This is a genomic window from Planotetraspora silvatica, assembly GCF_016863315.1.
Classification (GTDB): Bacteria; Actinomycetota; Actinomycetes; order Streptosporangiales; family Streptosporangiaceae; genus Planotetraspora; species Planotetraspora silvatica.
This window is the reverse complement of record NZ_BOOQ01000027.1, coordinates 170135-194445: the sequence shown is the minus strand read 5'-3', so window position 1 is coordinate 194445 and position 24311 is coordinate 170135. Positions and strand designations below refer to the sequence as shown.

Genomic DNA, 24311 nt, shown 5'->3' with positions numbered 1-24311 from the left:
TCAGCCCAGGAGACGGGCGCGCATCGCCTCGGTGTCGCCGTCGGTCCAGCCGTTGGCTGCGAGCCAGCCGAGCGGGCCGCCGAACCTGTCCTCGAGGGTGGCGAAGAACTGCGCCATGTACTCGGGCCGGGGAAGGTGGCTGTCGGCCGGCTTGCCGTCGAGGTCGGACCGGTAGGTCTCGCTCGACCGCAACCGCGCGAGGATCGCCTCGATGCGCTCGCCCGTGGCCGCGTAGTCGGCGATGATCGCCTCCTTGTCGACTCCGGCCACGGTCAGCGCCAGGGCGCTCACCACGCCGGTCCGGTCCTTGCCCGCGGCGCAGTGGACCAGGGCCATGCCGTCGTTCTCCGCGAGAACTCGCAGCGCCCCCACGACCGAGTCGGGGCGGTCGCGGAGATAGCCGTAGTAGTAACCGGTGACCCGCAACTCGGCGAGGGTCTCCTCGTCGAGCCGGTCCTGCCACGGCAGCGCCTTGGCGTCGATGGTGTCCGCGTCGACGTCGGTGAGATGGCCGCCCTCGGCGAAGAGGCTGAGGTGGTGGATGCCGACGTCGGCCACCTGGTGGAGAGGGCCGGGGCCTTCCAGCCGGACCTCTGTGTCGGACCGGAGGTCGACGACGTGCCTCAGCTTGAGCTCCCCGACCAGACGGGTGACGTCTCCGCTGGTCAGCCCTTGGAGGTTGTCGCCCCGCAGGATCCGTCCGAACCGCGTGGTGCCTCCGTCGGTGGTGGGGAGGCCGCCGAGGTCCCGCACGTTGACCGCACCTTCGAGAACTATCCAACGCTCATAGTTGTTCATCGCTTATGAGCCTATCTGTCGGCATGTGTCGGCGGCGTGATCGCCCAATGAACGTCTGCCCCATACCGGCGTCACGGACGCATGGCCCGTTCGAGGACCTCCTGGGCCCGTGAGACTCCGGCCTCGTTCTCGAGGCTCCGGTAGATCTCCAGCGCCCGCTCGACCGGCTCCCGCGCCTCCTGCCGCCGTCCCGCGTCCACGAGCGCCTCGCCGAGGGTGCGCAGGCTGCGCGCCTGCCACCAGCGGTCGCCGAGCTCCTCGAAGTCGTCCACGGCGCCGTGAAGGGCCTCGACGGCCTCCGTCGTACGGCCGAGCCGGGCGAGCACCCTGCCCTCCGAGAGCTCCGTCCTCGCCACGCCCCAGGAGTCGCCGAGCTTCGCGAGCCGCTCCTTGGCCTGGCGCATGGAGACGTACTCCTGCAGGCCGTTCTGCGGGTCGCCGATCTCCCCCGCCGCCCGCAGGCATCTGGCCTCCTCCCACTCCTCGTGCCGGTCGCGGAAGGCACGGATGGCGAAGCGGAGGGCGTTGCCCGCCAGGATGAACTTCCGCTCCGCCTCCATTGCCTCTCCGTCCCTGAGGTGACCGCGCGCCTCGGCGGCGAGTACCTCGCCGAGGACGCGCTGGGTCTGGGCCTCCGAGTAGCGGTTGGCGTCGGACTGGAAGACGCCGAGCGAGTCCTCCAGCAACTCCCTCGCCTCGCCGTACCGGCGCTGCGCCAGGCGTAGCTCGGCCAGGTTGCGCTGGGTCCTGGCCTGCCACCACCGGTCGTCCTCGGCCTTGAAGGCCGCGATGGCGTCGATCAGATGGCCCTGACCGCGGTCGAGGTTGCCGTCGCTGAACAGCGACATGCCGACCGACCGAGTGGCCCGCGCCGCCCACCAGGACTCGCCGAGGCCGGTGAAGATCTCCAGCGCCCGCTCGGCGTCGTGCCTGGCCTCCGCCGGCCGGCCCATGCCTCCCACGACGGCCGACCGCTCCATGAGCGCGATCCCGAGCGCGCGGGGGTCGTCCGCCCGGGTCGCCGCCTCGCAGACGACGTCGGCCACCACCTGCCAGTCCGACCAGTAGGCGCGCAGCGAGTGGCAGAGCGAGCAGAAGGCGCGGCCCGTCCCCCAGGCCAGGTCCCAGAGCTCGGCGTCCCTCGCCAGGTGGATCGCGGACAGCAGCGCCACGCGCTCGGCGGTGAACCACTCGGCCGACGAGATCTCGGCCGGCGACTCCGGCCCGCTCGTGACGGGTCCCCTGCGGGTGCCTCTGCGGCGCCAGTCCTGCGGCCACCGGTCCGTCGCGGCGGCCTCCGCCCGGCGGCGATAGCCGTACAGGACCCGCTCGATGGCGGCGCGGCGATGGCTCTCCGGCTCCTCCTCCAGGGCGAGCTCACGGGCGAACAGGCGCACCAGGTCGTGCAGGCGGTAACGCATCTCACCGGTGCCGTCGCGCCCGGAGCACTCGGCGAGCTGGGTGTCGACCAGGGCCTCGAGCTGGTCGGCGCCGTCCAGCACCGAGGTGTCGAGCAGGTCGCCCGCCACCCAGCCCTGCACGTCGGGCGCCGTCAGCAGGCCCATCAGCCGGAGCAGGCGGCGCTGGACGTCCGTGCAGTCCTCGTAGCTGAGCTGCAGGGAGGCGCGGACGCTCTTGTCGATGCGCCGGCCGACCTCCAGATGGTCGAGACGGCGGCGCTCGTCGCCCAGCCGGTCGGCCAGTTCCTTCAGCGACCAGTTCTCCCTGGTCGCCAGGCGGCCGCCGCAGATGCTGATGGCGAGCGGCAGGCGGTCGCAGAGCCGCACGATCGCGAGGGCGGAGTCGAGATCCCCCGCCACCCTCTCGTCACCCGCGAGCCGCGCGAGCAGCTCGACGCCCTGGGCCTCGGTGAAGGCTCCCAGCTGGCGGTCGTGGCGGTTGCGGAGGAACAGCGGCTGCCGGGAGGTCACGATGACCGCGCACCGGGGCTCGGGCGGGATCAGGGCCTTGACGTCGTCCCCGTTCTGGGCGTTGTCAAGAAAAATCAGGATCTGGCGGTCCTTGGTCCAGGTCCACCAGAGCTTCTGCAACTCGGCGAGGCCACCGGGGTCGGTGGTGAGGCGGACGCCCAGGGCGCGCAGGAAGCCGAGCAGGACGTCCTCGGGCCCGGCGGTGCCGTCCGGGCCGCGCAGGTCGAAGTAGAGCTGGCCGTCGGGGAACGCGCCGATGATCTCGTGGGCGAACTTCGTCGCGAGCGCCGACTTCCCCACCCCGCCCTGGCCGTAGATCGACACCACCAGCGGCGAGTCGTCCTTGCGGTCGGCGAACTGCTCGCGCAACTCGGCGAGGGCCTCCCCTCGCCCGGTGAAGTGCGCGATCGCGGGCGGGAGCTGGGCGGGAGGCGGGACGGCCTCGGGGCCGCGCGGCACAGCGGGCGCCGCCGGCCGCGGCTCCGCGGTCGCCCAGGCCAGCGCTCCGACCAGCACGGCGGAGACCACGGTGATCACGACCCGGGCGCTCACGGGGAGCGTCCAGATGTTGAGGGAGGTGCCGAGCGCGCTCGCGACGGCGGCGACGAGGCCGGCGGCGGCCGGGCCCGCGATCGACGGCCTGCGCCGGGCGGGAAGTCTGTCATCGTGCCTGGACCGGCGCATCCGTCCTGTCCTTCAGGGCCTCGGGGATTCGGGCGTCGCAGACGACCGCTTCTCACCCGTGATTCAAGCAGAATCGATCTACCTTTGGGCGGCCGCGTCCCCATCCCCGTCTGGCGATGTCAAAACATCGGTAAGGTATGGCACCGCAGACGCCCTTCCCGCCGCGGGAGCCTTCCGCGGTCACATGTTGTGGAGGAACTGGATGGCACGGCCGGTTCACCGGTTGTCCGTGGTGGCCCTGGCGCTCGCGACGTCCGTGATCGCGACTGTCGCGGTCGCGGCCCCCTTCTCGGCGGCCGAGGCCCGGCGCCTGGACGGCCCGCCGTCGCCGTCGACATCGCCCAAGGCGACTCCGGGCGCGCCGCCCGGGGACGAGCACCTGGTCGGCACCTGGTCGGCCGCGACCACCCGTGTGGCGACTGCCGTCGGCGGCCAGACGGTCCGGATGGTCGTCCGGGCGAGTCTCGGCGGCTCGCAGGCGCGCGTCCACCTGTCCAACGTGTTCGGCCTCGCGCCCGTGACGTTCGCGGACGTCCATCTCGGTCTCCAGGGCTCGGGCGCCCAGGTCCGCGCGGGCACCAACCGCCCGGTGACGTTCGACGGTGCCACGTCGGTGACGGTCCCCGCCGGGCAGAGCGTCTGGAGCGACATGGTGCCCGGGAAGGTCGCCGGCGGTCAGGACCTCGTCGTCAGCGTCCACCTCCCCGCCTATGTCCACGGAGTGACCGGCCACGACCGCGCCTACGCGACCACCTACATGTCCGGTCCCGGCGACCACGCGGCGGAGGAGTCCGCGAAGGGCTACACCTACACCAGCAACCAGTGGTTCTTCGTGGACCGCATCGCGGTCAGCGCGGCGTCCGCGATCGGATCCGTCGCGGTGCTGGGCGACTCGCTCACCGACGGAACCGGACAGGCCAACGACGCCAACCGCCGCTGGACCGACTACCTTCACCGGCGCCTGTCGGGAGCGCGCAAGCCGGCCAAGCTCGGTGTGCTCAACGCCGGCATGGCGGGCAACCGGATCCTGCGCCCCACCGTCGGCCCCAGCGGAGTCGCCCGGTTCGAGCGCGACGTCCTGTCCCAGCCCGGTGTCCGCACGGTCGTGGTCTACGAAGGCATCAACGACATCTCGCGGGGCTCCTACGGCTCGGCGACGCCGCTGATCGACGGCTACAAGAAGATGATCAAGGCCGCCCACGCCAAGGATCTGCGGGTGATCGGCGCGACGCTGACCCCGTTCCACGGCTTCGGGTCCTGGACCGCGAAGCGGGAGAGGATCCGGCAGCAGGTCAACCGGTGGATCAGGACCGGCGGCGCCTTCGACGCCGTCGCCGATTTCGACAAGGCGGTCCGCGATCCCCGGTCTCCCCGGCGGCTGGCCCGCGTCTACGACGCCGGCGACCACCTGCACATGAGCGACGCCGGACGCCGCAGGCTGGCCGACGCGGTCGTCCTGCGGGAACTCTGAGTCTCGGAGAACCTGCCGGGATCGCTACGGTATGACCATGGTCGCCCCTCTGGCCCCCGATGACCCGACCACGCTCGGTGTGTTCCGCCTGACCGGACGCCTCGGCGAGGGCGGTCAGGGAGTCGTCTATCTCGGCTACGCCTCCGACGGCGAGCCCGTGGCCGTGAAGGTCATCAAGACCGGGCTCGACCCGGCCGTCCGCACCCGGCTCGCCCGCGAGTTGGACGCGATGCGGAGCGTCGCCCCCTTCTGCACCGCCCGCGTGCTGACGGCCGTGGTGGACCGGAGCGAGCCGTACATCGTGAGCGAGTACGTCGACGGGCCCTCGCTGCAGCAGCGGGTCTCCGACGGCGGTCCGCTGCGGGGCGGGGAGCTGGAACGGCTCGCGGTCGGCACCGCGACCGCCCTGACCGCGATCCACGCGGCCGGGATCGTCCACCGCGACTTCAAGCCGGGGAACGTCCTGCTCGGCCCGGACGGCCCGCGTGTCGTCGACTTCGGCATCGCCCGGCAGGGCGAAAGCGAAACGATCACGGCGGGCCCGATCGGCACACCGGCCTACCTGGCTCCCGAGCAGATCGCCGGAAGCCCGGCGAGCCCGGCGTCCGACGTCTTCGCGTGGGGCGCCACGATCGTCTTCGCCGCCACAGGCCATCGGGCCTTCGGCGGCGACAGCGTCGCCTCCGTCCTGCACAAGATCATGACGATGGACCCGGACGTCACGGGGGTTCCGGCACCCCTCCGCGACACGGTCCGGCGGTGCCTGGCCAAGGATCCGGCGGTACGGCCCACGGCACGCGACCTGCTCCTGGGCCTGGTGGGATCCGCGCCCGACCCGCTCGTGGCCGGGGTGGCCGCCGCGGACGGCGGAGGCCACGGGGGCGGTCAGGACCACCCGGACGACGGGCGGACGCAGCCCCGGCGTCCCGCCGGTCAGGCGATGGCACATCCCGTGAGCGCGGAGCCTCAGCCCGGGCCACCGGCAGGGCCGGGCAGGCCGGGGCCGCTGGCCACCGAGCCGGCCGCTGGGCGGCGCGGCTCCCGGACGGCCGTGATCACCGGGCTCGTCGCCCTCGTGGCGGCCGTGGCGGTCGCGGCGGCGCTCCTCGTGCCCCGGCTGTTCCCTCCGTCCGATTCCGTCGCGTCATCCGACTCCACTACGCCCACGACGTCCCGCACGTCGTCCGGGGTGACGGAGACCGCGGATCCCGCGACCACCGGCCCGGACGGCACCACCGGCGGTTCCACGGACCCGGACCCCGCCACAGGCTCCGGCGGCGACGCGAACGAAGGCGGCTCGGGCAAGGGCGGCTCGGGCAAGACCGTTTCCGCGGCCTTCGCGGGAACCTGGCGGGGGCACATCACGCCGACCCCGGCCGGCCTGACGGACGAGTACGACATCGAGATCGACCTGGAGTCCGGAGACGACAAGGGAACGTGGAAGGAGCCGGCCAACTCCTGCGAGGGGACCCTGAAGCTCACCGACGCCACCGGTTCCACGCTGACCTTCGACCTCGTGGACGCGGGCCAGTGCGTGCCAGGGACGGTCCGTCTGCAGCGCAAGGGCGGCGGACTCGCCTACCGGTGGAACGACGCCGCCGGCCTGCTGGAGTACAACGGCGATCTGGCCAAGTAAGGCCGGCGACCCCCGGCCATCGGCTCAGCCGAGCCGCGTGACGAGTTCGGTGAGATCGTCGACGATCAGATCGGCTTGGTCCGCCTCGGGACGACCGGCGTGAAGGAAGCCCCAGGGGCCGCGGCGCAGCAGTGCGGCCCGCATGCCGGCCTTCCTCGCGGGCAGCACGTCGTTGTCGAGCCGGTCCCCCACGTAAAGGATCGCCTCCGGAGCGTGCCCGGCCACCTCGGAGACCTTGGCGAAGAATCCCGGCTCCGGCTTCTCGACCCGCCAGGCCGCCGAGGTGTGGACGCCGTCCACGGGCAGGTTCATCGCGGCGAGCGCGTCATAGGCCTGCGGCGGCTGGTTCCCCGCGACGATCAACCGGTACCCGGCGTCGCGGAGCGCGCCGAGGCCCGGCCGTACGTCGGGATAGAGGTCGTCCTGGTCGAAGTTCTCGCGCAGACCGGCCGGGTCGTCGGCGCGCCAGGCGGCGATCTCCGCATCCAGGTCGAATCCGGGCCGGACCAGTTCGAACGCGTCACGGAGCGGCCGGTCGAGGGCGGCCATGCCGCCGACGAGCCCCAGGAAGGTCCCCCGGGGAACTCCCAGCCTGTCGGCCCAGCGCGTCCAGATGCGAGTCTCGTCGATCAGCGTCTCGCCCACGTCGAACACCAGCACCCGGATCACGGCAATTCCTTTGCATTCGTCACTGTTTCGTCACTATCGCGGCCACTCTAGGGGGCGGACTCGTCCAGGCGATCCCCCCGTCATAGAGTCGCCAATCGTGAGCGAAACGCGGTATGCCCGGAACGGCATGGTCTCCACCGTCGACCATCTGGCGTCCTCCGCCGGGGTGTCCGTCCTGGAGCGGGGCGGCAACGCGGTCGACGCCGCGATCGCGGCCAACGCGGTGCTCGCCGTCACGTCCCCGCACCTGTGCGGACTCGGCGGCGACCTGTTCGCTCTCGTCCACGACGGATCCGCCACCACCGCGCTCAACGCGTCGGGCAGGTCGGGTTCGGGCGCCGATCCTGACCGGCTTCGCGCCGAGGGCCTGGACCGCATGCCGCACCTCTACGACATCCGGTCGGTGCCGGTGCCCGGCTGCGTCGACGGCTGGTCGGCCCTGCACGAGCGCTTCGGACGGCTCCCGCTCGCCGATCTGCTCGCGCCGGCGATCCGGCATGCCGCAGCGGGCTTCCCCGCCTCTCCGCTGCTGGCGCCGGGCGGCGAGTTCATCGGCTCGCTCCCCGGAGCGGGTGACTTCGCCTCGGCCAGGCGCCCCGGTGACCTCATCCGCCGCCCGGGCCTCGCGCGGACACTCGAGGCGATCGCCTCAGGCGGCCGGGCCGCCTTCTACGAGGGCGAGTTCGGCGAGGGCCTGCTCGCGCTCGGCGCCGGCGAGTACGTCCCCGAGGACCTGGCCCGGACGAACGCCGACTGGGTGGACCCCATCCAGGCCGAGGCCTTCGATCACCGGATCTGGACCGTCCCGCCGAACTCGCAGGGGTACCTGCTGCTGCTCTCCCTGGCGATCCTCGACAAGCTCGACCTGCCCGACGACCCCGGTGACCCCCGATGGGCGCACCTCCTCGTCGAGTCGGCCCGCGCGGCCGGCCACGACCGGCTGGACGTGCTCCACGAGGGCGCCGTCGCACCCCTGGACTCGGCCGACGCCAGGCGCGCGATGATCGATCCCGAACGGCGCTCGCCGTTCATCGACCACACGGCTCCGGGCGACACCACCTACCTGTGCGCGGTGGACGGCGACGGCATGGGAGTCTCCCTCATCCAGTCGAACGCGGCGGGCTTCGGCAGCCTGCTCTTCGAACCGGGCACCGGCATCAACCTGCACAACCGCGGCATCGGCTTCTCGCTCACGCCCGGCCACCCCGCCGAGTACGGCCCGCGCAGGCGGCCGCCCCACACGCTGTCCCCCGCGCTGATCACGCGCCAGGACGGCTCACTGCGGTCGGTCATCGGCACCATGGGCGGCGACGCCCAGCCGCAGATCCTGCTGCAGTTGGTCACCCGGCTCCTGCGTCACGACCAGACCCCGGGACAGGTCATCGGCGCCCCGCGGTGGGCGCTCGGCGTGAGCGGCGCCGACACGGGCTTCGACACCTGGCGGCAGGAGGCCGTCGTCGAGGTCGAGGACGGCGCGCCGTGGTCAGACGGCCTGCGTGAGCGCGGCCACCCGGTCACGGCCGTCGAGTACGGCTCCAACTTCGGCCACGCCCACCTGATCGACGTCCTGCCCTCGGGTGTGCTCGCCGGAGCCGCCGACCCCCGTGCGCTGATCGGCGCCGCTCTCGGCCGCTAGCGAGCGCGTCCCTGACCGCCCGAATCACGTCAACTCGCAGCGCAGATATGCGGTGATTTTGGCCATATTCGGACACACCTGAAACGCGCCCGGCCCGAAATGTCAGAGCCGGGAGGCGGGACCCCACTCTCCTAGGGCGTGTATCGAAAGCGCCGGTCACAGCCACCCGTTGCTCTGAGGCAGGGGTAAACCGCTACTTCAGCGGTGGATGTGGCGAGTACGGTGTGGCTGTGGCCGGTGATCGCGTGCAGCGGCGGCTCACGGAGACAGACGCGCGGACGCGAAGGAGTGAATGGTGCCAGGCGCTGTACTGCGAGGGGTGACTCTGGACTGTGCCGACCCGCAGACGCTGGCGGGCTTCTACGGTGCACTGACCGGGATGCGCGAACTATTCAGTACGGACGAGTTCGTCGCTCTGACGGACGACTCCGGCTGTGATCTGGGGTTCCAGAGGGTTGACGGATACCGGGCTCCGCAGTGGCCGGGTCAGGACGTGCCACAACAGTTCCACCTGGATTTCCGCGCTGACGACCTCGATGCGATGGAAGAGCGGGCCCTGGAACTCGGCGCGGCCAAACCGGACCATCAGCCCGGCGACGGACGCTGGCGGGTTCTCCTGGATCCGGCTGGCCACCCCTTCTGCCTGACGTCTTCCTGACATCACCGGCGTTGACAGGTATCCCCCGGTCAGACGCCGTAGCGCTGAGGCTTGGGCCGCGAGCTTGTCGTACCTCGTGGCCACGGCACGGTGCCTTTTGAGGCGATTGATGCCGCACTCTACCGCGTGCCGAGCCTGGTAGTCCTCCGGGTCGAACTTCGGCGGACGGCCGCCGCGGGAGCCGCGTTTCCTTCGGTTGCGGGCCTGGTCGGCCTTGTCCGGGATGGTGCAGCGAATGCCACGTCTGCGCAGGTAGGCGCGGTTCCTCCGGGAGGCGTACGCCTTATCGGCGCGCACCTTCTGCAGGTCCCCCTTTTCCTCGCTCCGGCGGCGTGCCGGTGGGCCCGGCAGACGGTGGAGTCGACGTTGAGGTCCCAGGTGATCAGGTCCTTGCATCGGCCCGGGCCTGGAGTTCGGTGCCACACCCCAAGCCTACATATGAACGCAATTCTAGACTCAGGAGACTAGATGGCGTCGATGGCCTTGCGGATGCGCTTCTCCGAGACGGGGGCGGGCGTGCCGAGCTGTTGCGCGAAGAAGCTCACCCGCAGCTCCTCGATCATCCACCGGACGTCCCGTACGGCTTTCGCGTCGCGCTCCGCGGGCTTGAGCCGGTCGAGCAGGTCGCGGTAGTCGTCCTCGACGTCGTGCACGCGGTGCATCCACTCGCGGTCACGGTGCGGGTCGTCGGGCAGCTTCTCCAGCCGCCGTTCGACCGCCCGCAGGTAGCGGTGCAGGTCGGGCAGCCTTTCGTAGCCCGTCCCCGTCACGAAACCGGCGTAGATGAGCCCGTCGAGCTGCTCCTTGATGTCGGCGACGGAGTCGGCCGGACCGCGAAGGACGGTCTGCACCGAATGCCAGGTGGCCAGGACCCGCTCGACCCGGGCGACCACCTCCTCGGTCGTCGCGAACAACGACGCGCGCACGTGGTCGTGGAGCCGTTCGAACCCGGCCTGGTCCCAGGCCGGTCCCCCGGCCTCTGCGATCAGCTTGTCGGCCGCGCACATCGTGCAGTCGTCGAACAACTCGGCGGCGCCGCCGTGCGGGCTCCGGCTGAGCGCCAGCTTCTGCGCGGTGCCGAGCCCGCGCAGGATGGCCTTGGCCGGGCTGACCGTGTTGAGCAGCACCAGCCTGCGGGTGCCCGCCCACATGGACCGCCGCTGCTCGGCCTCGGTCTCGAACATCCGGACCCCGACGCTCCCGGTCTCGTCGGCGAGCGCGGGATAGGCGCGGAGCCTGCCCCGTTCGAAGACCTTGGGCAGCGTCCCGATCGTCCAGCTCCGCAGTCCGGTGCGCTCCAGGTCGTCGGCCGCCTTCGACAGCGTGGCCCGCAGCCGGGGGGCCAGCCTGCGCTTGAGCGCCTCGAGGTCCTTGTCCTCGGCGACCGGCCGCTTCCTTTCGTCGACCACCCGATAGGTGATGCGCAGGTGGTCGGGCACCTGGTCGGGCGCCCACGCCTCGCGGGGTATGGTCACGCCGGTCATCCGGTGCAGCTCCCGCTCCAGCCTGTCCAGGATCGGTTCGCTTCCCGGCTCCGCCCGTTCCAGTACGGCTTTCGCGAAGTTGGGGGCCGGCACGAAATTGCGCCGCAACTGCTTGGGGAGCGACCTGATGAGCGCGGTGACCAGTTCCTCACGCAGGCCGGGGATCTGCCAGTCGAAGCCCGCCGGGTCGACCTGGTTCAGCACGTCGAGGGGGATGTGCACGGTGACGCCGTCGGCCACCTTCTCCGCGGCCTTCTCCACGGCCGTGCCCGGCTCGAACCGGTAGGTCAGCCGCATCCGCTGCCCGCTCTGCCCCCACGAGTCGGGATAGTCGCGGGCGCTGACCCCGGCGCCGGAGTTGACCAGCATCTCGGGCGTGAACGTGAGCAGGCCGGGAGACTCGCGCGAGGTCTTCTTCCACCAGCTGTCGAAGTGACGTCCGGAGACCACCTCGGGTGGGATGCGTCCGTCGTAGAAGTCGAACAGCGTCTCGTCGTCGACGACGATGTCCCGGCGCCTGGCCTTCTCCTCCAGCTGCTCGACCTCCTGGAGCAGCTTGCGGTTGTCGTGGAAGAACTTGTGGTGGGTCCGCCACTCACCCTCGACGAGGGCGTTGCGGATGAACAGGTCGCGGCTGAGCTCCGGGTCGATGCGGCCGTAGTTGACCTTGCGTTCCGCGACGATCGGCACGCCGTACAGGGTGACCTTCTCCAGGGCCATGACGGCGGCCTGGTCCTTCTCCCAGTGCGGTTCGCTGTAGGTCCGTTTGATCAGGTGCTGGGCGAGCGGCTCGATCCACTCCGGCTCGATCTTGGCGTTGACGCGCGCCCACAGCCGCGAGGTCTCGACGAGCTCGGCCGACATCACCCACAGCGGCTGCGTCTTCGCCAGGGTGGAGCCGGGGAAGACGGCGAACCGCGCGTTGCGCGCGCCGACGTACTCGGTGATGGGCCGCCGCGGCCCGTCCTGTTTCCGCTTGGCATCGAGGTCCTTGACGCCGATGTGCGAGAGCAGGCCGCTCAGCAGTGCCTGATGGATCCGCTGCGGGTCGGCGTCGACGCTGTTGGGGACGATGCCCAGGCTCTTGGCGACCGACCTGAGCTGGCTGTCGATGTCCTGCCACTCGCGGACGCGCAGGTAGTTGAGGAACTCCGCCTTGCACATCCGGCGGAACGCGCTGGACGACAGCGCCCGCTGCTGCTCGCGCAGATATTTCCACAGGTTCAGGTACGTCAGGAAGTCGGATTCCTTGTCGGCGAAGCGCCGGTGTTTCTCGTCGGCCGCCTGCTGCTTGTCCGCCGGCCGCTCGCGGGGATCCTGGATCGACAACGCGGCAGCGATGATCATGACCTCGCGCGCACAGCCGTTCCCCTCGGCCTCGAGCACCATGCGCGCGAGGCGCGGGTCCACGGGGAGCTGGGCGAGTTTGCGCCCGAGAGGGGTCAGGTTCGCGCCCTTGTCGCCGAGCGCGCCCAGCTCCTGGAGCAGGTTGACGCCGTCCCTGATCTGCCTGCCGTCCGGCGGCTCGACGAAGGGGAACGCCGCGATGTCGCCCAGCCCCAGCGACGTCATCTGCAGGATGACGCTCGCCAGGTTCGTACGGAGGATCTCCGGGTCGGTGAACTCCGGGCGGGTGACGAAGTCGTCCTCCGCGTAGAGCCGGATGCAGATGCCGTCCGAGGTCCGGCCGCAACGGCCCTTTCGCTGGTTGGCCGACGCCTGCGACACGGGCTCGATCGGCAGCCGCTGCACCTTGAGCCGGTGGCTGTACCGCGAGATGCGCGCCGTACCGGGGTCGATGACGTACCGGATGCCCGGCACGGTGAGGGAGGTCTCCGCGACGTTGGTCGCCAGCACGATCCTGCGGCCCCGGTGCGCCTGGAAGACGCGGTGCTGCTCGGCCGCCGACAGCCGCGCGTACAGCGGGAGGACCTCCTCCGGACGGCCCTTGAGCGCGTCGGCGGTGTCCCTGATCTCCCGCTCGCCGCTCAGGAAGACGAGGATGTCCCCGGGGCCCTCCGCGCACAACTCGTCCACCGCCTGCACGATGGCCTGGGTCTGGTCGTCGTCCTCCTCGACCGGCCGGTAGCGCACCTCGACGGGATAGGTGCGGCCGGACACCTCGACGATCGGAGCGCCTCCGTCGCCCCCGGGCGGGGCGAAGTGCCGGGAGAACCGCTCGGGGTCGATGGTCGCCGAGGTGATGATGACCTTGAGGTCGGGACGCTTCGGCAGGAGTTGCTTGACGTAGCCGAGGATGAAGTCGATGTTGAGGCTGCGTTCGTGGGCCTCGTCGATGATCAGCGTGTCGTACTGCAGCAGCAGCGGGTCGGTCTGCATCTCCGCCAGCAGGATGCCGTCGGTCATCAGCTTGACGAGGGTCCCGTCGCTGGAATGGTCGGTGAAGCGGACCTTGTATCCGACCGCCTCCCCCAGCGAGATCGACAACTCCTCGGCGATGCGCTCGGCCACGGTGCGCGCCGCGATCCGCCGGGGCTGGGTGTGCCCGATGAGGCCGTGCACCCCCCGGCCCAGCTCCAGGCAGATCTTGGGCAGCTGCGTCGTCTTGCCCGAGCCCGTCTCTCCCGCCACGATCACGACCTGGTGGTCGCGGATCGCCGCGAGAAGGTCGTCCTTGCGCTGACTGACCGGCAGTTCGGGCGGATAGCTGAGGCGCGGCACCGCTTCACGGCGGGCGGTGACCCGCGACTCGGCGGCTTCGATGTCGCCCGCTATCTCGAGGGCGACGGACTGTCGTGACGTGCCGTCACGTACTTTGCGCATTCCGTCGAGACGGCGGCGCAGCCTGCGCTGGTCGCGCAGCATCAGGCCGGGCAGGCGGCCCTGGAGATCGGCGAGCATGTTCATTCCAGGCTCAAGGATAGGCACCCGCCCCCACGGTTCCGCCAGCCGATTTTCCCGGGGCGCCCCGGGCGGCGCCTAGGAACGGGGCGGCTGGTACTTGTAGCCGACGTTCCGCACCGTCACGATCCGCCCGGCGTGCGGGCCCAGCTTGCGCCGGAGCCGCAGGACGTGCACGTCGACGGTTCTGGCGCCCTCGTCTCCGTACCTGTCCCAGATGGCGGCCATCAGCTGCCGGCGATTGAAGACCCGGCCCGGCGCCGAGCACAGGTAGTCGAGCAGCTCGAACTCGCGGTAGGTGAGGTCGATCTCCACGCCGTCCACCCGGACCGCGCGGGAGGCCCGGTCCACGACGAGCTCCTCCACCGGTGCGGACGTCCGGCCATGTCGGGAGGCGTGGCCGGCGCGATCGGGATGCGCCACCAGGCCGGGGGCGGCTCCGGCCTCACGTGCGGGCCTCGCCGGCCGGTCGGCGCCGGACGCCTCGGAGCCTTCATGGACCTCCGCGGCTCCGGTGGCGGCGCCCTGGAACGCCGCGAGGCCCTCCGGCAGCTCGGCCTCCTGGACCAGCGCGATCCCGTGGGGCCACTTCACGTCCTGGGCCCGCGCCGCGCCCCCCTCCGGCAGGGTGACCCCCTGCGGGAGCCGGAGGCCCCGGGCGGACCGCGATCCGCCGTCCAGCGGGACCACGTAACCGACGATCACGAGTGCGGCGTCCACCCCGGGCATGGGCAGCACGCTGAGCACGGTCCCCTCGTCGGGCGGTGAGGGGTCGTAGCCGGGCTCACGCCGGCGTGCGACGAAATCAATGACATGTGACATTTCGTGGTTTCTCCTTGCCTGAAGCATTTCCGGATGGGGTGATCCCGGCGATCAACAGGCGGCGCCGCAGACGCGGAGCAGGTCGATGTGACGACGCTCGGTCAGTCTTCGCCATGAAGCCATGAAGGCATCGTGACACGACTATTCCATGCTGTTCAAGTAGGAATTACAGGTAATACTCGTCTCACCGGTTCACGGCGGTCATGGCCGCTCCGATGATGCCCGCCTCGTTGCGCAGCACGGCGGGCACGACCGGCGTGTCACCGAGGTCGATCAGCGGAAGGAACCTGTCGGCCTTCTTGCTGACGCCGCCGCCGATGATGATCAGGGAGGGCCAGAGCAGGTCGCGCATGTGCAGCAGGTACTCCTGAACGTGCTCGGCCCACTTCTCCCAGCTCAGGTCGTGCTTCTCGCGCACCTGATCGGAGGCCCGGTGCTCGGCCTCCTTGCCGCGGACCTCGACGTGCCCGAACTCCGTGTTGGGCACCAGTCGCCCGCCGGTGAACAGCGCGCTGCCGATGCCGGTGCCGAAGGTCAGCATGAGCACCGCGCCGGCATGGTCACGGCCCGCGCCGAAGGCGACCTCGGCGACGCCCGCCGCGTCGGCGTCGTTGAGCAGGGCGGCGCCGGCGCCGAACAACTCCTCGCCGTTGACGCCGATCCACGATCGGTCGACGTTGGCCGCGGTCCTGATGACGCCGTTCAGCACGACGCCGGGGAAGGTCACCCCCACGGGCCCCGTCCACGAGAAGTGCTCGACGATCTCCCGCACGACCGTCGCGACCGCCGCGGGCGTGGACGGCTCCGGAGTCGGTATGCGCAACCGCTCCCGCGTGAGCTCGCCCGCCACCGTGTCCACGGTGGCGCCCTTGATCCCCGAGCCGCCGATATCGATGCCCAGCGCTTCCATTGCTTCCTCCAGAGTCCGCCGATCAACGCTACCCGTACAGAGAGGTCGTAAGCATGGCCGTACGGTCGGGGTGATCACTCAGCGTGTCGCGGCCGGGAACACGGGGTAGCGAGATAGGGAGAAATCACTACAAAGGGGGACAAAATGATCCGCCAGCTTCACCGAATGGGCGTCCGCTCCAGCATGATGTACACGGCCGGCATCGCGTCGATCGGCCTGACGGCCGCCTCCTGGTTCCTGTCGAAGAACTACGAGTCGGCGGGCATGGACCGTGCGGACCGCTGGGGCCTGTTCGTGGGCGAGTGGGCCCCGACGTTCTTCGCGATGGGCGTGGCCCTTCGCATGGAGGAGATGCAGGCCGAGAAGGGGCGCGTGACGGAGGAATGGGAGGATCCCAACATGGAACGGGGAATCCGGATGCCCTCCCGAGCGGGCGTGTAGCCGGCGGGCCCGCGGCGGGCGAGGTCGCCGCGTGGCTGCGCGGCCGTCCCGCACGGGCGCGCACGACCCGTGTCCTCGCCGTCGAAGGGCGATCGGGAGCGGGCAAGTCCACCTTCGCCGCCGCCGTCGCCGCGGAACTCGGCGCTCCGGTGATCCGGATGGACGACCTCTACGACGGCTGGGACGGCCTGCTCGCCGGAGTGGACGCACTGCTGGAGTGGGTGCTCCGGCCCCTCGCCGCCGGCCGGCCCGCACGGTGGCGGCGATACGACTGGGAGCGGAGCGAGTACGCGGAATGGCATGAGGCCCCGTCCGCCGACGCCCTCGTCGTCGAAGGCGTCGGATCCGGCGCACGCCAGGCCGCGCCCCACCTCAGCGGGCTCGTGTGGCTGGAGGCGGGCGCGGGCGTGCGCCGGGCCAGGGCGCTGGCACGCGACGGGGACCTCTACGCACCGCACTGGCCACGCTGGGCGCGCCAGGAAGACCGGTATTACGCCGCTCATGACGTGCGCTCCCGCGCCGACCTGACCGTCACCACCGGCTGACCACCTCGCCGCCGCAACCTCAGGCCCGCCGCCGCCTCAGACCCCGTCGCCCTCAGGCCGACCGCCGCCACGGGGCCGGTGACCCGGCGCAGGACGGGACCGCGGCAGATCGAGCGGCGGGGTTAGGCTCCTCAGGTGACCGATCTCGCGGAATTCGCCGGCCTCGTCTCCGGTGACCACGGCCTCTGCGTGGTCTCGACCCTGCGTCCCGACGGAGGCATCCGCTCCTCCGTGGTCAACGCGGGGGTGCTCGACCATCCGGCCACCGGTCAGTCGGTGGTCGGGTTCGTCGTGCGGGGAACCGCCCGCAAACTGGCCGACATGCGCGCCAGGCCGCAGGCCACCATCGTGGTGCGCAGCGGCTGGCAGTGGACGGCCGCGGAGGGCGGGATCGACCTGGCCGGCCCCGACGACCCGCTCGATGGGCTCGGCGCGGAGGGCCTCCGGCTTCTGCTCAGGAACATCTTCAGGGCCGCGGGCGGCACCCACGACGACTGGGACGAGTACGACAGGGTGATGGCCGGGGAGCGGCGCACCGCCGTCCTGCTCACCCCTCGCCGGGTGTACTCCAACCCATGACCCGCAGGGGAACACACGATCGAACGCGGGCCCGCGGTGGCCGAACGGCCCTGGCACTCGGGGACCTCCGCCTCCTGCGCGAAGCGCCGCTCCCCGATGGAATGGGAGGGGTGGCCGCGTCGCGGACGTGAGGGGCTGATCATGCACATGAAGGTGCGGGACGTCATGTCCAGGCAGATCGTGTCCGTCAACGGCTGCACGCCGTTCAGGGACGTCGCCGAGGTGCTGCACACCCATGGCGTGAGCGCCGTGCCGGTGGTCGACGGCGAGGGCCACGTGCTCGGCGTCGTGTCGGAGGCCGACCTGCTCCGCAAGGAGGAGTTCAGGGAGCAGTTCTACGGCGAGGGCTACCGTCCTCCCCTGCGCGTGCGGCTCCGTGAGCGCATCGGCTCGCCCGGGAGGAGTCCCGCGGTGAAGGCCCGGGGCGAGACCGCCGCCCAGTTGATGACGGCGCCCGCCATCACGGCCAGGCCGTACACCAGCGCCGTGAGCGCGGCCCGGCTCATGAGCGAGCACGGCGTCAAACGGCTGCCCGTGGTCGACGACGAGGGGCGACTCGAGGGCGTGGTCAGCCGTACGGACCTGCTCAAGACGATCGTCAGGAGCGACGAGGAGGTGGCCCGCGAGATCCGTGACGACATCGTCGAGAGCGCCCTGTGGGCGGACACCTCGCATGTCCGCGTGTCGGTGGCCGACGCCGTGGTCACGCTCAGCGGCACGATGCCTCGGCGGGGGGACGTCCTGACGCTCGTACGGATGACCGAACGCGTCAACGGCGTGGTCGACGTGGTCGACAGGATGGCCTGGGAGCGTGACGACACGCCCGAGGACGGGTGACGGCCGCCGCTCAGGGGCGGACCACGGCCACCGGGCACTGGGCGTGATGCAGGAGCGCCCGGCTGACCGATCCCAGCATCACCGACCCGAGGGCGCCTCGGCCGTGTGAGCCCACCACGAGCAGGTCCGCGGCCTTCGACGCGTCGGTCAGCGCGTCGACGGGGTGTCCGCACACGACGTCCTCGAGCATCGTCACCTCGGACCGCCGCCGCCAGGGGGCGAGCTTCTCCGCCGCCACCCGGTGCTGGGCCTCGCGCACCCCGTCGATGTCGTAGGTGATCTCGGGGGCGAGCGCGTGGACGGGAAGCTGCCACGCGTAGACCGCCCGGAGCACGCTGCCGCGGAACCGGGCCTGCGCGACGGCGTACTCGATCGCGGCCTCGCATTCGGCCGAGTCGTCGATGCCGACGACCACCTCGCCGTGCGCGTCCCTCCATCCGGGGCGCACGACGACGACCGGGCCGTGCGCCTGGCCGGCCACATGGGTGCTGACCGAGCCGATCAGGATTCCGGCGAACCCGCCGAGGCCCCTCGTGCCGAGCACGATCTCGGCCGCTTCCTTGGCCTTGTCACGAAGGATCTTGGCGGGCAGCCCCTCGATGATCTCGATGCTGACCGTCACGTCGGGCTGGCGCTTGTTCGCCGCCGTCTCCGCCTCGGCCAGCGCCCGTTCGGCGTGCAGCGTCAGAGGGTCGCCCGCGGTGGTGGGGAACTTGACGATGCCGTACGCCCAGCGATCGACGACGTACACCAGGCGCAGCGGGCGTCCCTGCCGGACGGCGTCGTCCGCCGCCCATTCCACGGCGGCCAGCGCGGCGGGCGAGCCGTCGGTGCCGACGATGATCGGATCGGGCATGGGCTTTCCTTCCTTCATCGGGCGTTGCCGCGGGGTCCGCGACCGGCCGGCGCCGTACGAGGCCGAAAGTCCCTTCCGGCCGCGATTCCCCCGGGGAGATGCTGGAGCGGGAGGTGTTCGTCATGGAAACCAAACGATGGACGGTGGAGGTCTTCCTGACCGAGGACGAGAGCGACAACGTCACCAGCGCGACCGCGGTGCTGTACACCGACTCGGGGCGCAGGCACGAGAGCGTCGCCCACGCCCGCCGCAATCCCTCGGACCGCCCGGTGCCGGAGATCGGCGACGAACTGGCCGTCGGCAGGGCGCTGTCGGATCTGGCGGCCAAGCTGATCGGTGACGGGGCCGAGGACGTCGCCCAGCTGGCCGGATCGGCGCGCGAGCGGCGCTGACGGCGTCCCGGCAGCGGGCCACGTGCTCAATGGAGCGGGTCAGCGGCTCGCTGGCCGGCGATGAGCCCCGCTGCGCCCATCTCCCTGGTCAGCCACGCGAGCGCGGCCCGCCCGTCCTGCTGCCCGTCCTGTTGCCCGTTTTGTACGCCTCCCTCGTGGCCTGCGCCCCCATGGGCCGCGTATCCTCCCGGTGCCGCACCCTCCGCCGGAACCCCGCCCGCCTCCGGAACCCCGTCGGACGCGTGAGTCGCGTTCGCCGCCAGGGCGCCGTCCGCATCGGCGCCCTGTCCCGCCGCCTTCACCGGGTCACCGTCACCGGCCGGTACGGCGCCCGCCATCGGATCGGAGCCGTTCGAGGCCGTGGAGGCGCTCCCGGGCGTCCCGCCGCCGGGTGCGTGCCCGGAGTGATCGGCGAGTGTGAGCCCGTTGGCCGGCATGAGCCCGTCGACGGGCACGGGACCGTTCACGACGGCCATGCCGTCCTGCGGCGCGGAGCCGTTCACGCCCGCGGCCCCCGTCCCGGGGACGGTGCCCGCCGCTTGCGGTTCCCCCACCATGGCCATCCGCCCCGTGGCGAGCGGCAGCAGCCCGGCGAGGCCCATCTCGGCGGTGAGTTCGCCGGACAGCCTCCGCACCTCCTCAGGCTGCGGCGTCACCCGCGTGAGCGCCGGGCCCAGGGCGCGCAGCACGTTCGGCAGCCCCGCTCCCGTCCGGTACGGATCACCGAGATCGAGCGCCTGACAGCTGGCCCTGATGACGTGGAAGAGCCGGTCGACCCTGCGGGCGTCCCGCCGGCCGTACGCGTAGTGGAAGTCATCGTGATGGGCGAGCACCAGAGCGGCCAGCCCGGTGACGTGCGGCGCGGCCATGGAGGTGCCGTCCCAGGCGGCGTACGTCTCCGGAGGGACGCACGACAGGACGGCGACTCCCGGGGCGCACACGTCCACCTCGGGCCCGCGGCACGTGAATCGGGGCGAGAAGTAGCCCTCGCCCGTCACCGGCCCCCGGATCTCGGCGGCGTGCCCGCTGCCGCCGGGGAACGTCCCCAGTTTCCCGATCGCGGCCACCGTCAGCACGGTCGGAAGGTTGCCGGGGAAGCCGACGGAGCCGCCGTCGCTTCCGGCGGCGACCACGCAGGCCACCCCCGCCCGGCGCGCCTCCTCGATCTTCGCGGCGACGAGCCGCGAGGAATGGCGGCTGCCGAGGCTGAGGTTCATCACGTCGATCCGCTGCTCGATGCAGTAGTCGAGCGCCTCGATGAGGTCACTGAACCGGCCCCCGGGGAAGATCTTGCAGGCGTGGACCTCCGCCTCCGCGGCGAAGCCCACGATGCCCCGCCCGTCGTCCCCACCCGCGATGATCCCGGCGCAGTGGGAGCCGTGGTGGGCGGTGTCGTCCGTCCAGCCGTCCGGCTTGCCCCCCGCCAGATCGATGCCGCACGTCACCCGGCCGAGGAGATCGGAATGCTCGGCCGCCGCCCCCGAGTCGATGATCGCGATCTTGACTCCCGCGCCCCTGAGGGCCCGCGGGAGACGGTCGAGATCCATCGCCCTCTGTCCCCAGCCGAAGACCTGCCGCCCCGGGAACCCCTCGAGGCCGTCGGACAACCCCGCCGCCTCGATCAGGTTCTCCCGGCTCGACGACAGAGCCGGTCGCTCCACATACGAGCTCCAGTGGCCGGATCGCGGCTTGACGAGCAGGCTGACGATCGACTCCGCCGTCTCGCCCACCATGGTGACCGTGGCGCGGCCGTCCGGCCCTGTCACCGCCTGGGCGGGCCAGCCGGACCCGGTCAGCATGACGACGGCCCCCGGCACCGGCGCGCCGTCAGAGCCCTGGACCAGGAACGCGAAGGTGCTCTCCGTCCCCAGCGGCGGCGCGGCCGACGCCTGCCTCCTCTTCCGGGGCGGCGAAGGGACCTCGCTGTAGGTCAGCAGCCGGTCGCGTTCGATGTGCAGCTGGGGCAGCCGCCGTCGCAGTGCGGCCGCGTGCTCGACCGTCATGTCCGCGACCACGACGGCCGGGAAGGCCCGGCCTCCCACGCCCGGCTCCGGGGTCGTCGTGGGAAGCCTGCGGCGTACGGCGATCTCGGGATCGCCCTCGAGCAGCCGGTGCAGCCCGTCGCCGTCGAGAGCCTGGCCGCCCGTCCCCGCCTGCGGATGGGCCTGGGGCGGCAGCGCGACCATGTAGCGCAGCGGACGCGGCAGCACCGGCTGCGGGCCCTGCCGCGACGTCTGCCGCGACCGGTTCGCGCCCGGCGGGCGCGACTGCCCGCTTCCGTTCTTGGGCTTGTCGTCACTGGTCACTGCGTCCCGACTTTCCCCAGCTCAGGCTGGTCTCACTGGCCGCACCCTCACGGGCTCGACCGGGTCAGGCGATCGGCCGGGTCACCGGGGCTGCGGACCAGTGACCCGTGGTGATGCTGTCGAGCACCGACTGGATCTGCGCCACGCACGCCTCGTGCTGCCCGGCCCGGTAGAGCTGCACCGCCCGCACCACCAGAGGGACGATCCCGGCGACCTGCGGCGCCTGCGGGACGGTCGCCTGCAGCCAGCCGTAGAGCTGCTGCAGGCTCATGGCGCAATGCACCTGCAGCAGGCCGGATGGTCCGGGCCGTCCCGGGCCCGGCGACATCGCCGGGCCCGGGACCGCACCGATGCCACCCGAGCCGGCACCGGGACCCAGCGGTCCCCCACCGATCGAGTCCACCTCGCGTCCTCCGCTCAGAACCCGGAGCCGGCGGCCACCGGAACCTGCTGGTGGGACACCTGCTGCCCGGCCTGGCCGAACGCCATGGGCATCTGCTGCTGCAGGTGATGTACGGCCTGGCCGTACCCCATGGGCTGCTGCTGCAGCGCCTGACCGAACGCCGCCGGCACCTGCTGCTGCAGCTGGTGCAGTGCGGCCTGACCCGGCTGCTGCGGGAAGTGCTGGGGTTGGCCGAACGCCATGGCCACCTGCTGCAGCGGCTGCGGCAGCTGCTGAGCCATCTGGTTGGCCATCTGGTGCTGAGCCAACTGGTGCTGGGCCAGCTGCTGGAGTGGCGACACCTGGCCGAGCTGCTGGAAGGCGACCTGCTGAGAGGCCACCTGCTGGAGCTGGATGCCGTCGAGGATCTGCCTGACGACGGCGGCGCCATGCCGGGCACCGATGTGAGCGACCTTGTTCCAGAAGGTGACCGGGCTCAGCACGTGCTCCTGCGGCAGGATCTGCTCATCCTGCTGCACCACTGCCCCGAGCGGCGACATCTGCTGCAGCGCCTGCGCCTGCTGCAGGGCCTGGACCTGAGCCTGAGCCTGCTGCAAGGCCTGGACCTGAGCCTGAGCCTGCTGCAGGGCCTGAGCCTGCTGCAGCACCTGGAGCTGCTGAAGCGCCTGCATGTTCGGCGCGTGGAGAGAGGATGCCGGGGACATCTGACCGAGGTGCTGAGGAGAGAGCTGCTGCTGAGAGCCGAAGCTCAGCGGCATGGCCATGGACGTGGGGTTCATCGTCGTGAACGTCATAGTGTCTCCTTCGAGCCAGGTAGGTCTGGCTCATCGCCCATGCGATTACACCCCGTAACAATTCAGGCACGCAACGTTATATGCGTAATGATATGACTAAGCCCGATTTGACCTAATTCGCCGTGGCCCGGAAAGATCCGAACGAAGATCGCGAAGGACTCGGCGGTCACTCAACGTCACCACGAGGAGGGAGCGCGGATGAACGACCTGCCCATCTGCCTGACCTGTGGCGTCCAGTACGCCGGCAGCCGCGAGGACTGCCCGATCTGCCAGGACGAGCGGCAGTACGTCGGCTGGGACGGCCAGCGGTGGACCTCACTCGACGCGTTGCGCCGGGCGGGGCATCGGGCCTTGATCGAGGAGGAGGGCCCGGGCGTCGTCGGCGTCGGGACGGCGCCGGCCACCGGGATCGGCCAGCGGGCGCTGCTCGTCCGGACGCCCGCGGGAAACGTGTTGTGGGACATGGTCACCTACCTCGACGACGACGTCATCAGGCAGGTGCGCGATCTCGGCGGGATCAGCGCGATCGCGATCAGCCACCCGCACTACTACGGCACCATGGTCGACTGGGCGCACGCGTTCGACGCACCCGTCTACATCCACGCGCTGGACCGCGAGTGGGTGGCGCGTCCCGACGACTCGGTCGTCTTCTGGGAGGGCGACACCCATGAGATCGGCGACGGTCTCACCCTGGTCAACGCCGGGGTCCACTTCGCGGGCGGCCAGGTGCTGCACTGGCGGGACGCGCCGGACAGCGCCGGCGCCCTGTTCTCCGGCGACATCCTGCAGGTCGTCAAGGACCGCCGCTGGGTCGGCTTCATGTACAGCTATCCGAACCTCATCCCGGAGCGGCCCCGCACCGTGCGCCGTGCCCTGTCACTGCTGGAGCGGTACCCGTTCGACCAGGTCTACGGAGCCTGGTGGAAGCACGTGGTGCGCACCGACGGGTCGGAGGCCGTCCGCCGCTCCGCGGCGCGCTACCTGGACTTCGCCCTGGACGACACGCCGCCCGCGTGACCCGTGGTTCAAAATCCCAGGTCGCCGAGCCCGGGGTGGTCGTCGGGCCGGCGGCCGAGGGGCCAGTGGTAGGCGCGCTCGGACTCCTTGATGGGCAGGTCGTTGATGCTGGCCAGCCGTACGCGCATGAGGCCCTGCTCGCCGAACTCCCAGTTCTCGTTGCCGTAGGAGCGGAACCAGTTGCCCGCCTCGTCGTGGCACTCGTAGGCGAACCGCACGGCGATGCGATTGCCGTCAAAGGCCCACAACTCCTTGATCAGCCGGTAGTCGAGCTCTCGCGCCCACTTGCGGCTCAGGAACGCGACGATCTCGTCCCTGCCGGTGAGGAACTCCGAACGGTTCCTCCAGCGGCTGTCGGTCGTGTAGCCGAGCGACACCTTCTCCGGATCACGCGAGTTCCAGGCGTCCTCCGCCAGCCGGACCTTCTCGACGGCCGTCTGGTGGGTGAAGGGAGGGACCGGAGGGCGAGTCATGCGTGCTCCTTGGTTCGCTCGGAAGACCGCCCGCGTCGCACAGGGCCGCACCGGGGCCGACTCACGGACAAAACGCCCGCTCACCGGCCAACGTATCCTCCGGCGGC

At 71.2% G+C, this 24311-nt stretch carries 22 protein-coding genes and 1 pseudogene; 10 read left to right on the top strand and 13 right to left on the bottom strand.

The genetic code is table 11. The annotated features are described in order from the left end of the window. Complete coding sequence (locus Psi02_RS21325) at positions 1-798, bottom strand: tyrosine-protein phosphatase (RefSeq protein WP_203976762.1); 798 nt, start codon at positions 796-798, stop codon at positions 1-3. Between the two features lie 71 nt (positions 799-869). Continuing rightward, positions 870-3413: an ATP-binding protein gene (locus tag Psi02_RS21320; RefSeq protein ID WP_203976761.1), complete on the bottom strand. Its 2544-nt coding sequence runs from the start codon at positions 3411-3413 to the stop codon at positions 870-872. A gap of 202 nt (positions 3414-3615) precedes the next feature. Here Psi02_RS21320 and Psi02_RS21315 point away from each other — a divergent pair, with 202 nt between their 5' ends. Both Psi02_RS21315 and Psi02_RS21310 read left to right on the top strand, forming a co-directional pair. Beyond that, positions 3616-4884, top strand: coding sequence for an SGNH/GDSL hydrolase family protein (locus Psi02_RS21315; RefSeq protein WP_203976760.1), 1269 nt, complete (start codon positions 3616-3618; stop codon positions 4882-4884). A gap of 37 nt (positions 4885-4921) precedes the next feature. Then, the gene (locus Psi02_RS21310) at positions 4922-6520 is read left to right on the top strand and encodes a serine/threonine-protein kinase (protein WP_203976759.1); all 1599 of its coding nucleotides are present in this window, start codon (positions 4922-4924) and stop codon (positions 6518-6520) included. A 24-nt stretch (positions 6521-6544) separates the two neighbouring features. Here the strand turns inward: Psi02_RS21310 and Psi02_RS21305 are convergent, their stop codons facing one another. After that, complete coding sequence (locus Psi02_RS21305; RefSeq protein ID WP_239095046.1) at positions 6545-7189, bottom strand: HAD family hydrolase; 645 nt, start codon at positions 7187-7189, stop codon at positions 6545-6547. Positions 7190-7286: 97 nt separating this feature from the next. Between Psi02_RS21305 and Psi02_RS21300 the strand changes: the two genes are divergently transcribed. Beyond that, on the top strand, positions 7287-8825 hold the full coding sequence (locus tag Psi02_RS21300) for a gamma-glutamyltransferase family protein (protein ID WP_203976758.1): 1539 nt from the start codon (positions 7287-7289) through the stop codon (positions 8823-8825). A gap of 292 nt (positions 8826-9117) precedes the next feature. Continuing rightward, complete coding sequence (locus Psi02_RS21295; RefSeq protein ID WP_203976757.1) at positions 9118-9483, top strand: VOC family protein; 366 nt, start codon at positions 9118-9120, stop codon at positions 9481-9483. Between the two features lie 51 nt (positions 9484-9534). Here Psi02_RS21295 and Psi02_RS40140 read toward each other — a convergent pair. From Psi02_RS40140 to ppgK, 5 genes and pseudogenes are all read right to left on the bottom strand, one after another. Next, a pseudogene (locus Psi02_RS40140) lies at positions 9535-9780 on the bottom strand (transposase); the annotation flags it as partial. Between the two features lie 167 nt (positions 9781-9947). Beyond that, on the bottom strand, positions 9948-13835 hold the full coding sequence (gene hrpA, locus Psi02_RS21285) for an ATP-dependent RNA helicase HrpA (protein ID WP_203976756.1): 3888 nt from the start codon (positions 13833-13835) through the stop codon (positions 9948-9950). Positions 13836-13907: 72 nt separating this feature from the next. Next, positions 13908-14651, bottom strand: a complete 744-nt coding sequence (locus Psi02_RS21280) for a winged helix-turn-helix domain-containing protein (protein WP_203976755.1) — start codon at positions 14649-14651, stop codon at positions 13908-13910. 51 nt (positions 14652-14702) lie between these two features. Then, positions 14703-14774, bottom strand: a complete 72-nt coding sequence (locus Psi02_RS41095; RefSeq protein ID WP_373317649.1) for a putative leader peptide — start codon at positions 14772-14774, stop codon at positions 14703-14705. A gap of 61 nt (positions 14775-14835) precedes the next feature. Next, on the bottom strand, positions 14836-15561 hold the full coding sequence (ppgK, locus tag Psi02_RS21275; protein ID WP_203976754.1) for a polyphosphate--glucose phosphotransferase: 726 nt from the start codon (positions 15559-15561) through the stop codon (positions 14836-14838). A 144-nt stretch (positions 15562-15705) separates the two neighbouring features. Here ppgK and Psi02_RS21270 point away from each other — a divergent pair, with 144 nt between their 5' ends. The 4 genes from Psi02_RS21270 to Psi02_RS21255 all read left to right on the top strand — a co-directional run bounded on the left by Psi02_RS21270 (position 15706) and on the right by Psi02_RS21255 (position 17963). Beyond that, positions 15706-16002, top strand: a complete 297-nt coding sequence (locus Psi02_RS21270) for a hypothetical protein (protein ID WP_203976753.1) — start codon at positions 15706-15708, stop codon at positions 16000-16002. Continuing rightward, positions 15945-16547, top strand: a complete 603-nt coding sequence (locus tag Psi02_RS21265; protein ID WP_239095045.1) for a nucleoside/nucleotide kinase family protein — start codon at positions 15945-15947, stop codon at positions 16545-16547. Before Psi02_RS21270 ends, Psi02_RS21265 begins: the two co-directional genes overlap by 58 nt. A gap of 135 nt (positions 16548-16682) precedes the next feature. Then, the gene (locus Psi02_RS21260; RefSeq protein ID WP_203976752.1) at positions 16683-17126 is read left to right on the top strand and encodes a pyridoxamine 5'-phosphate oxidase family protein; all 444 of its coding nucleotides are present in this window, start codon (positions 16683-16685) and stop codon (positions 17124-17126) included. Positions 17127-17267: 141 nt separating this feature from the next. After that, positions 17268-17963 carry a CBS domain-containing protein gene (locus Psi02_RS21255; RefSeq protein WP_203976750.1) on the top strand — a complete coding sequence of 232 codons (696 nt, stop codon included), beginning with the start codon at positions 17268-17270 and terminating at the stop codon, positions 17961-17963. Positions 17964-17973: 10 nt separating this feature from the next. On the opposite strand, the gene Psi02_RS21250 is transcribed toward Psi02_RS21255, so the two are convergent. Next, complete coding sequence (locus Psi02_RS21250) at positions 17974-18819, bottom strand: universal stress protein (protein WP_203976748.1); 846 nt, start codon at positions 18817-18819, stop codon at positions 17974-17976. A gap of 122 nt (positions 18820-18941) precedes the next feature. On the opposite strand from Psi02_RS21250, the gene Psi02_RS21245 reads away from it, so the two are divergent. Continuing rightward, a complete protein-coding gene (locus tag Psi02_RS21245) occupies positions 18942-19211 on the top strand; it encodes a DUF1876 domain-containing protein (protein WP_203976746.1) in 270 nt (89 codons plus the stop codon). Positions 19212-19237: 26 nt separating this feature from the next. Here the strand turns inward: Psi02_RS21245 and Psi02_RS21240 are convergent, their stop codons facing one another. From Psi02_RS21240 to Psi02_RS21230, 3 genes are all read right to left on the bottom strand, one after another. Further along, positions 19238-21517 (bottom strand): S8 family serine peptidase, encoded by a 2280-nt coding sequence (locus tag Psi02_RS21240; RefSeq protein WP_203976745.1) that lies wholly within the window; start codon positions 21515-21517, stop codon positions 19238-19240. 64 nt (positions 21518-21581) lie between these two features. Continuing rightward, a complete protein-coding gene (locus tag Psi02_RS21235) occupies positions 21582-21788 on the bottom strand; it encodes a hypothetical protein (RefSeq protein WP_203976743.1) in 207 nt (68 codons plus the stop codon). Between the two features lie 146 nt (positions 21789-21934). Continuing rightward, complete coding sequence (locus Psi02_RS21230; RefSeq protein WP_203976741.1) at positions 21935-22714, bottom strand: hypothetical protein; 780 nt, start codon at positions 22712-22714, stop codon at positions 21935-21937. 198 nt (positions 22715-22912) lie between these two features. On the opposite strand from Psi02_RS21230, the gene Psi02_RS21225 reads away from it, so the two are divergent. Beyond that, complete coding sequence (locus tag Psi02_RS21225; protein WP_203976739.1) at positions 22913-23731, top strand: MBL fold metallo-hydrolase; 819 nt, start codon at positions 22913-22915, stop codon at positions 23729-23731. An 8-nt stretch (positions 23732-23739) separates the two neighbouring features. Here the strand turns inward: Psi02_RS21225 and Psi02_RS21220 are convergent, their stop codons facing one another. After that, on the bottom strand, positions 23740-24204 hold the full coding sequence (locus Psi02_RS21220) for a nuclear transport factor 2 family protein (RefSeq protein WP_203976737.1): 465 nt from the start codon (positions 24202-24204) through the stop codon (positions 23740-23742). Between the last annotated feature and the right edge of the window lie 107 nt (positions 24205-24311).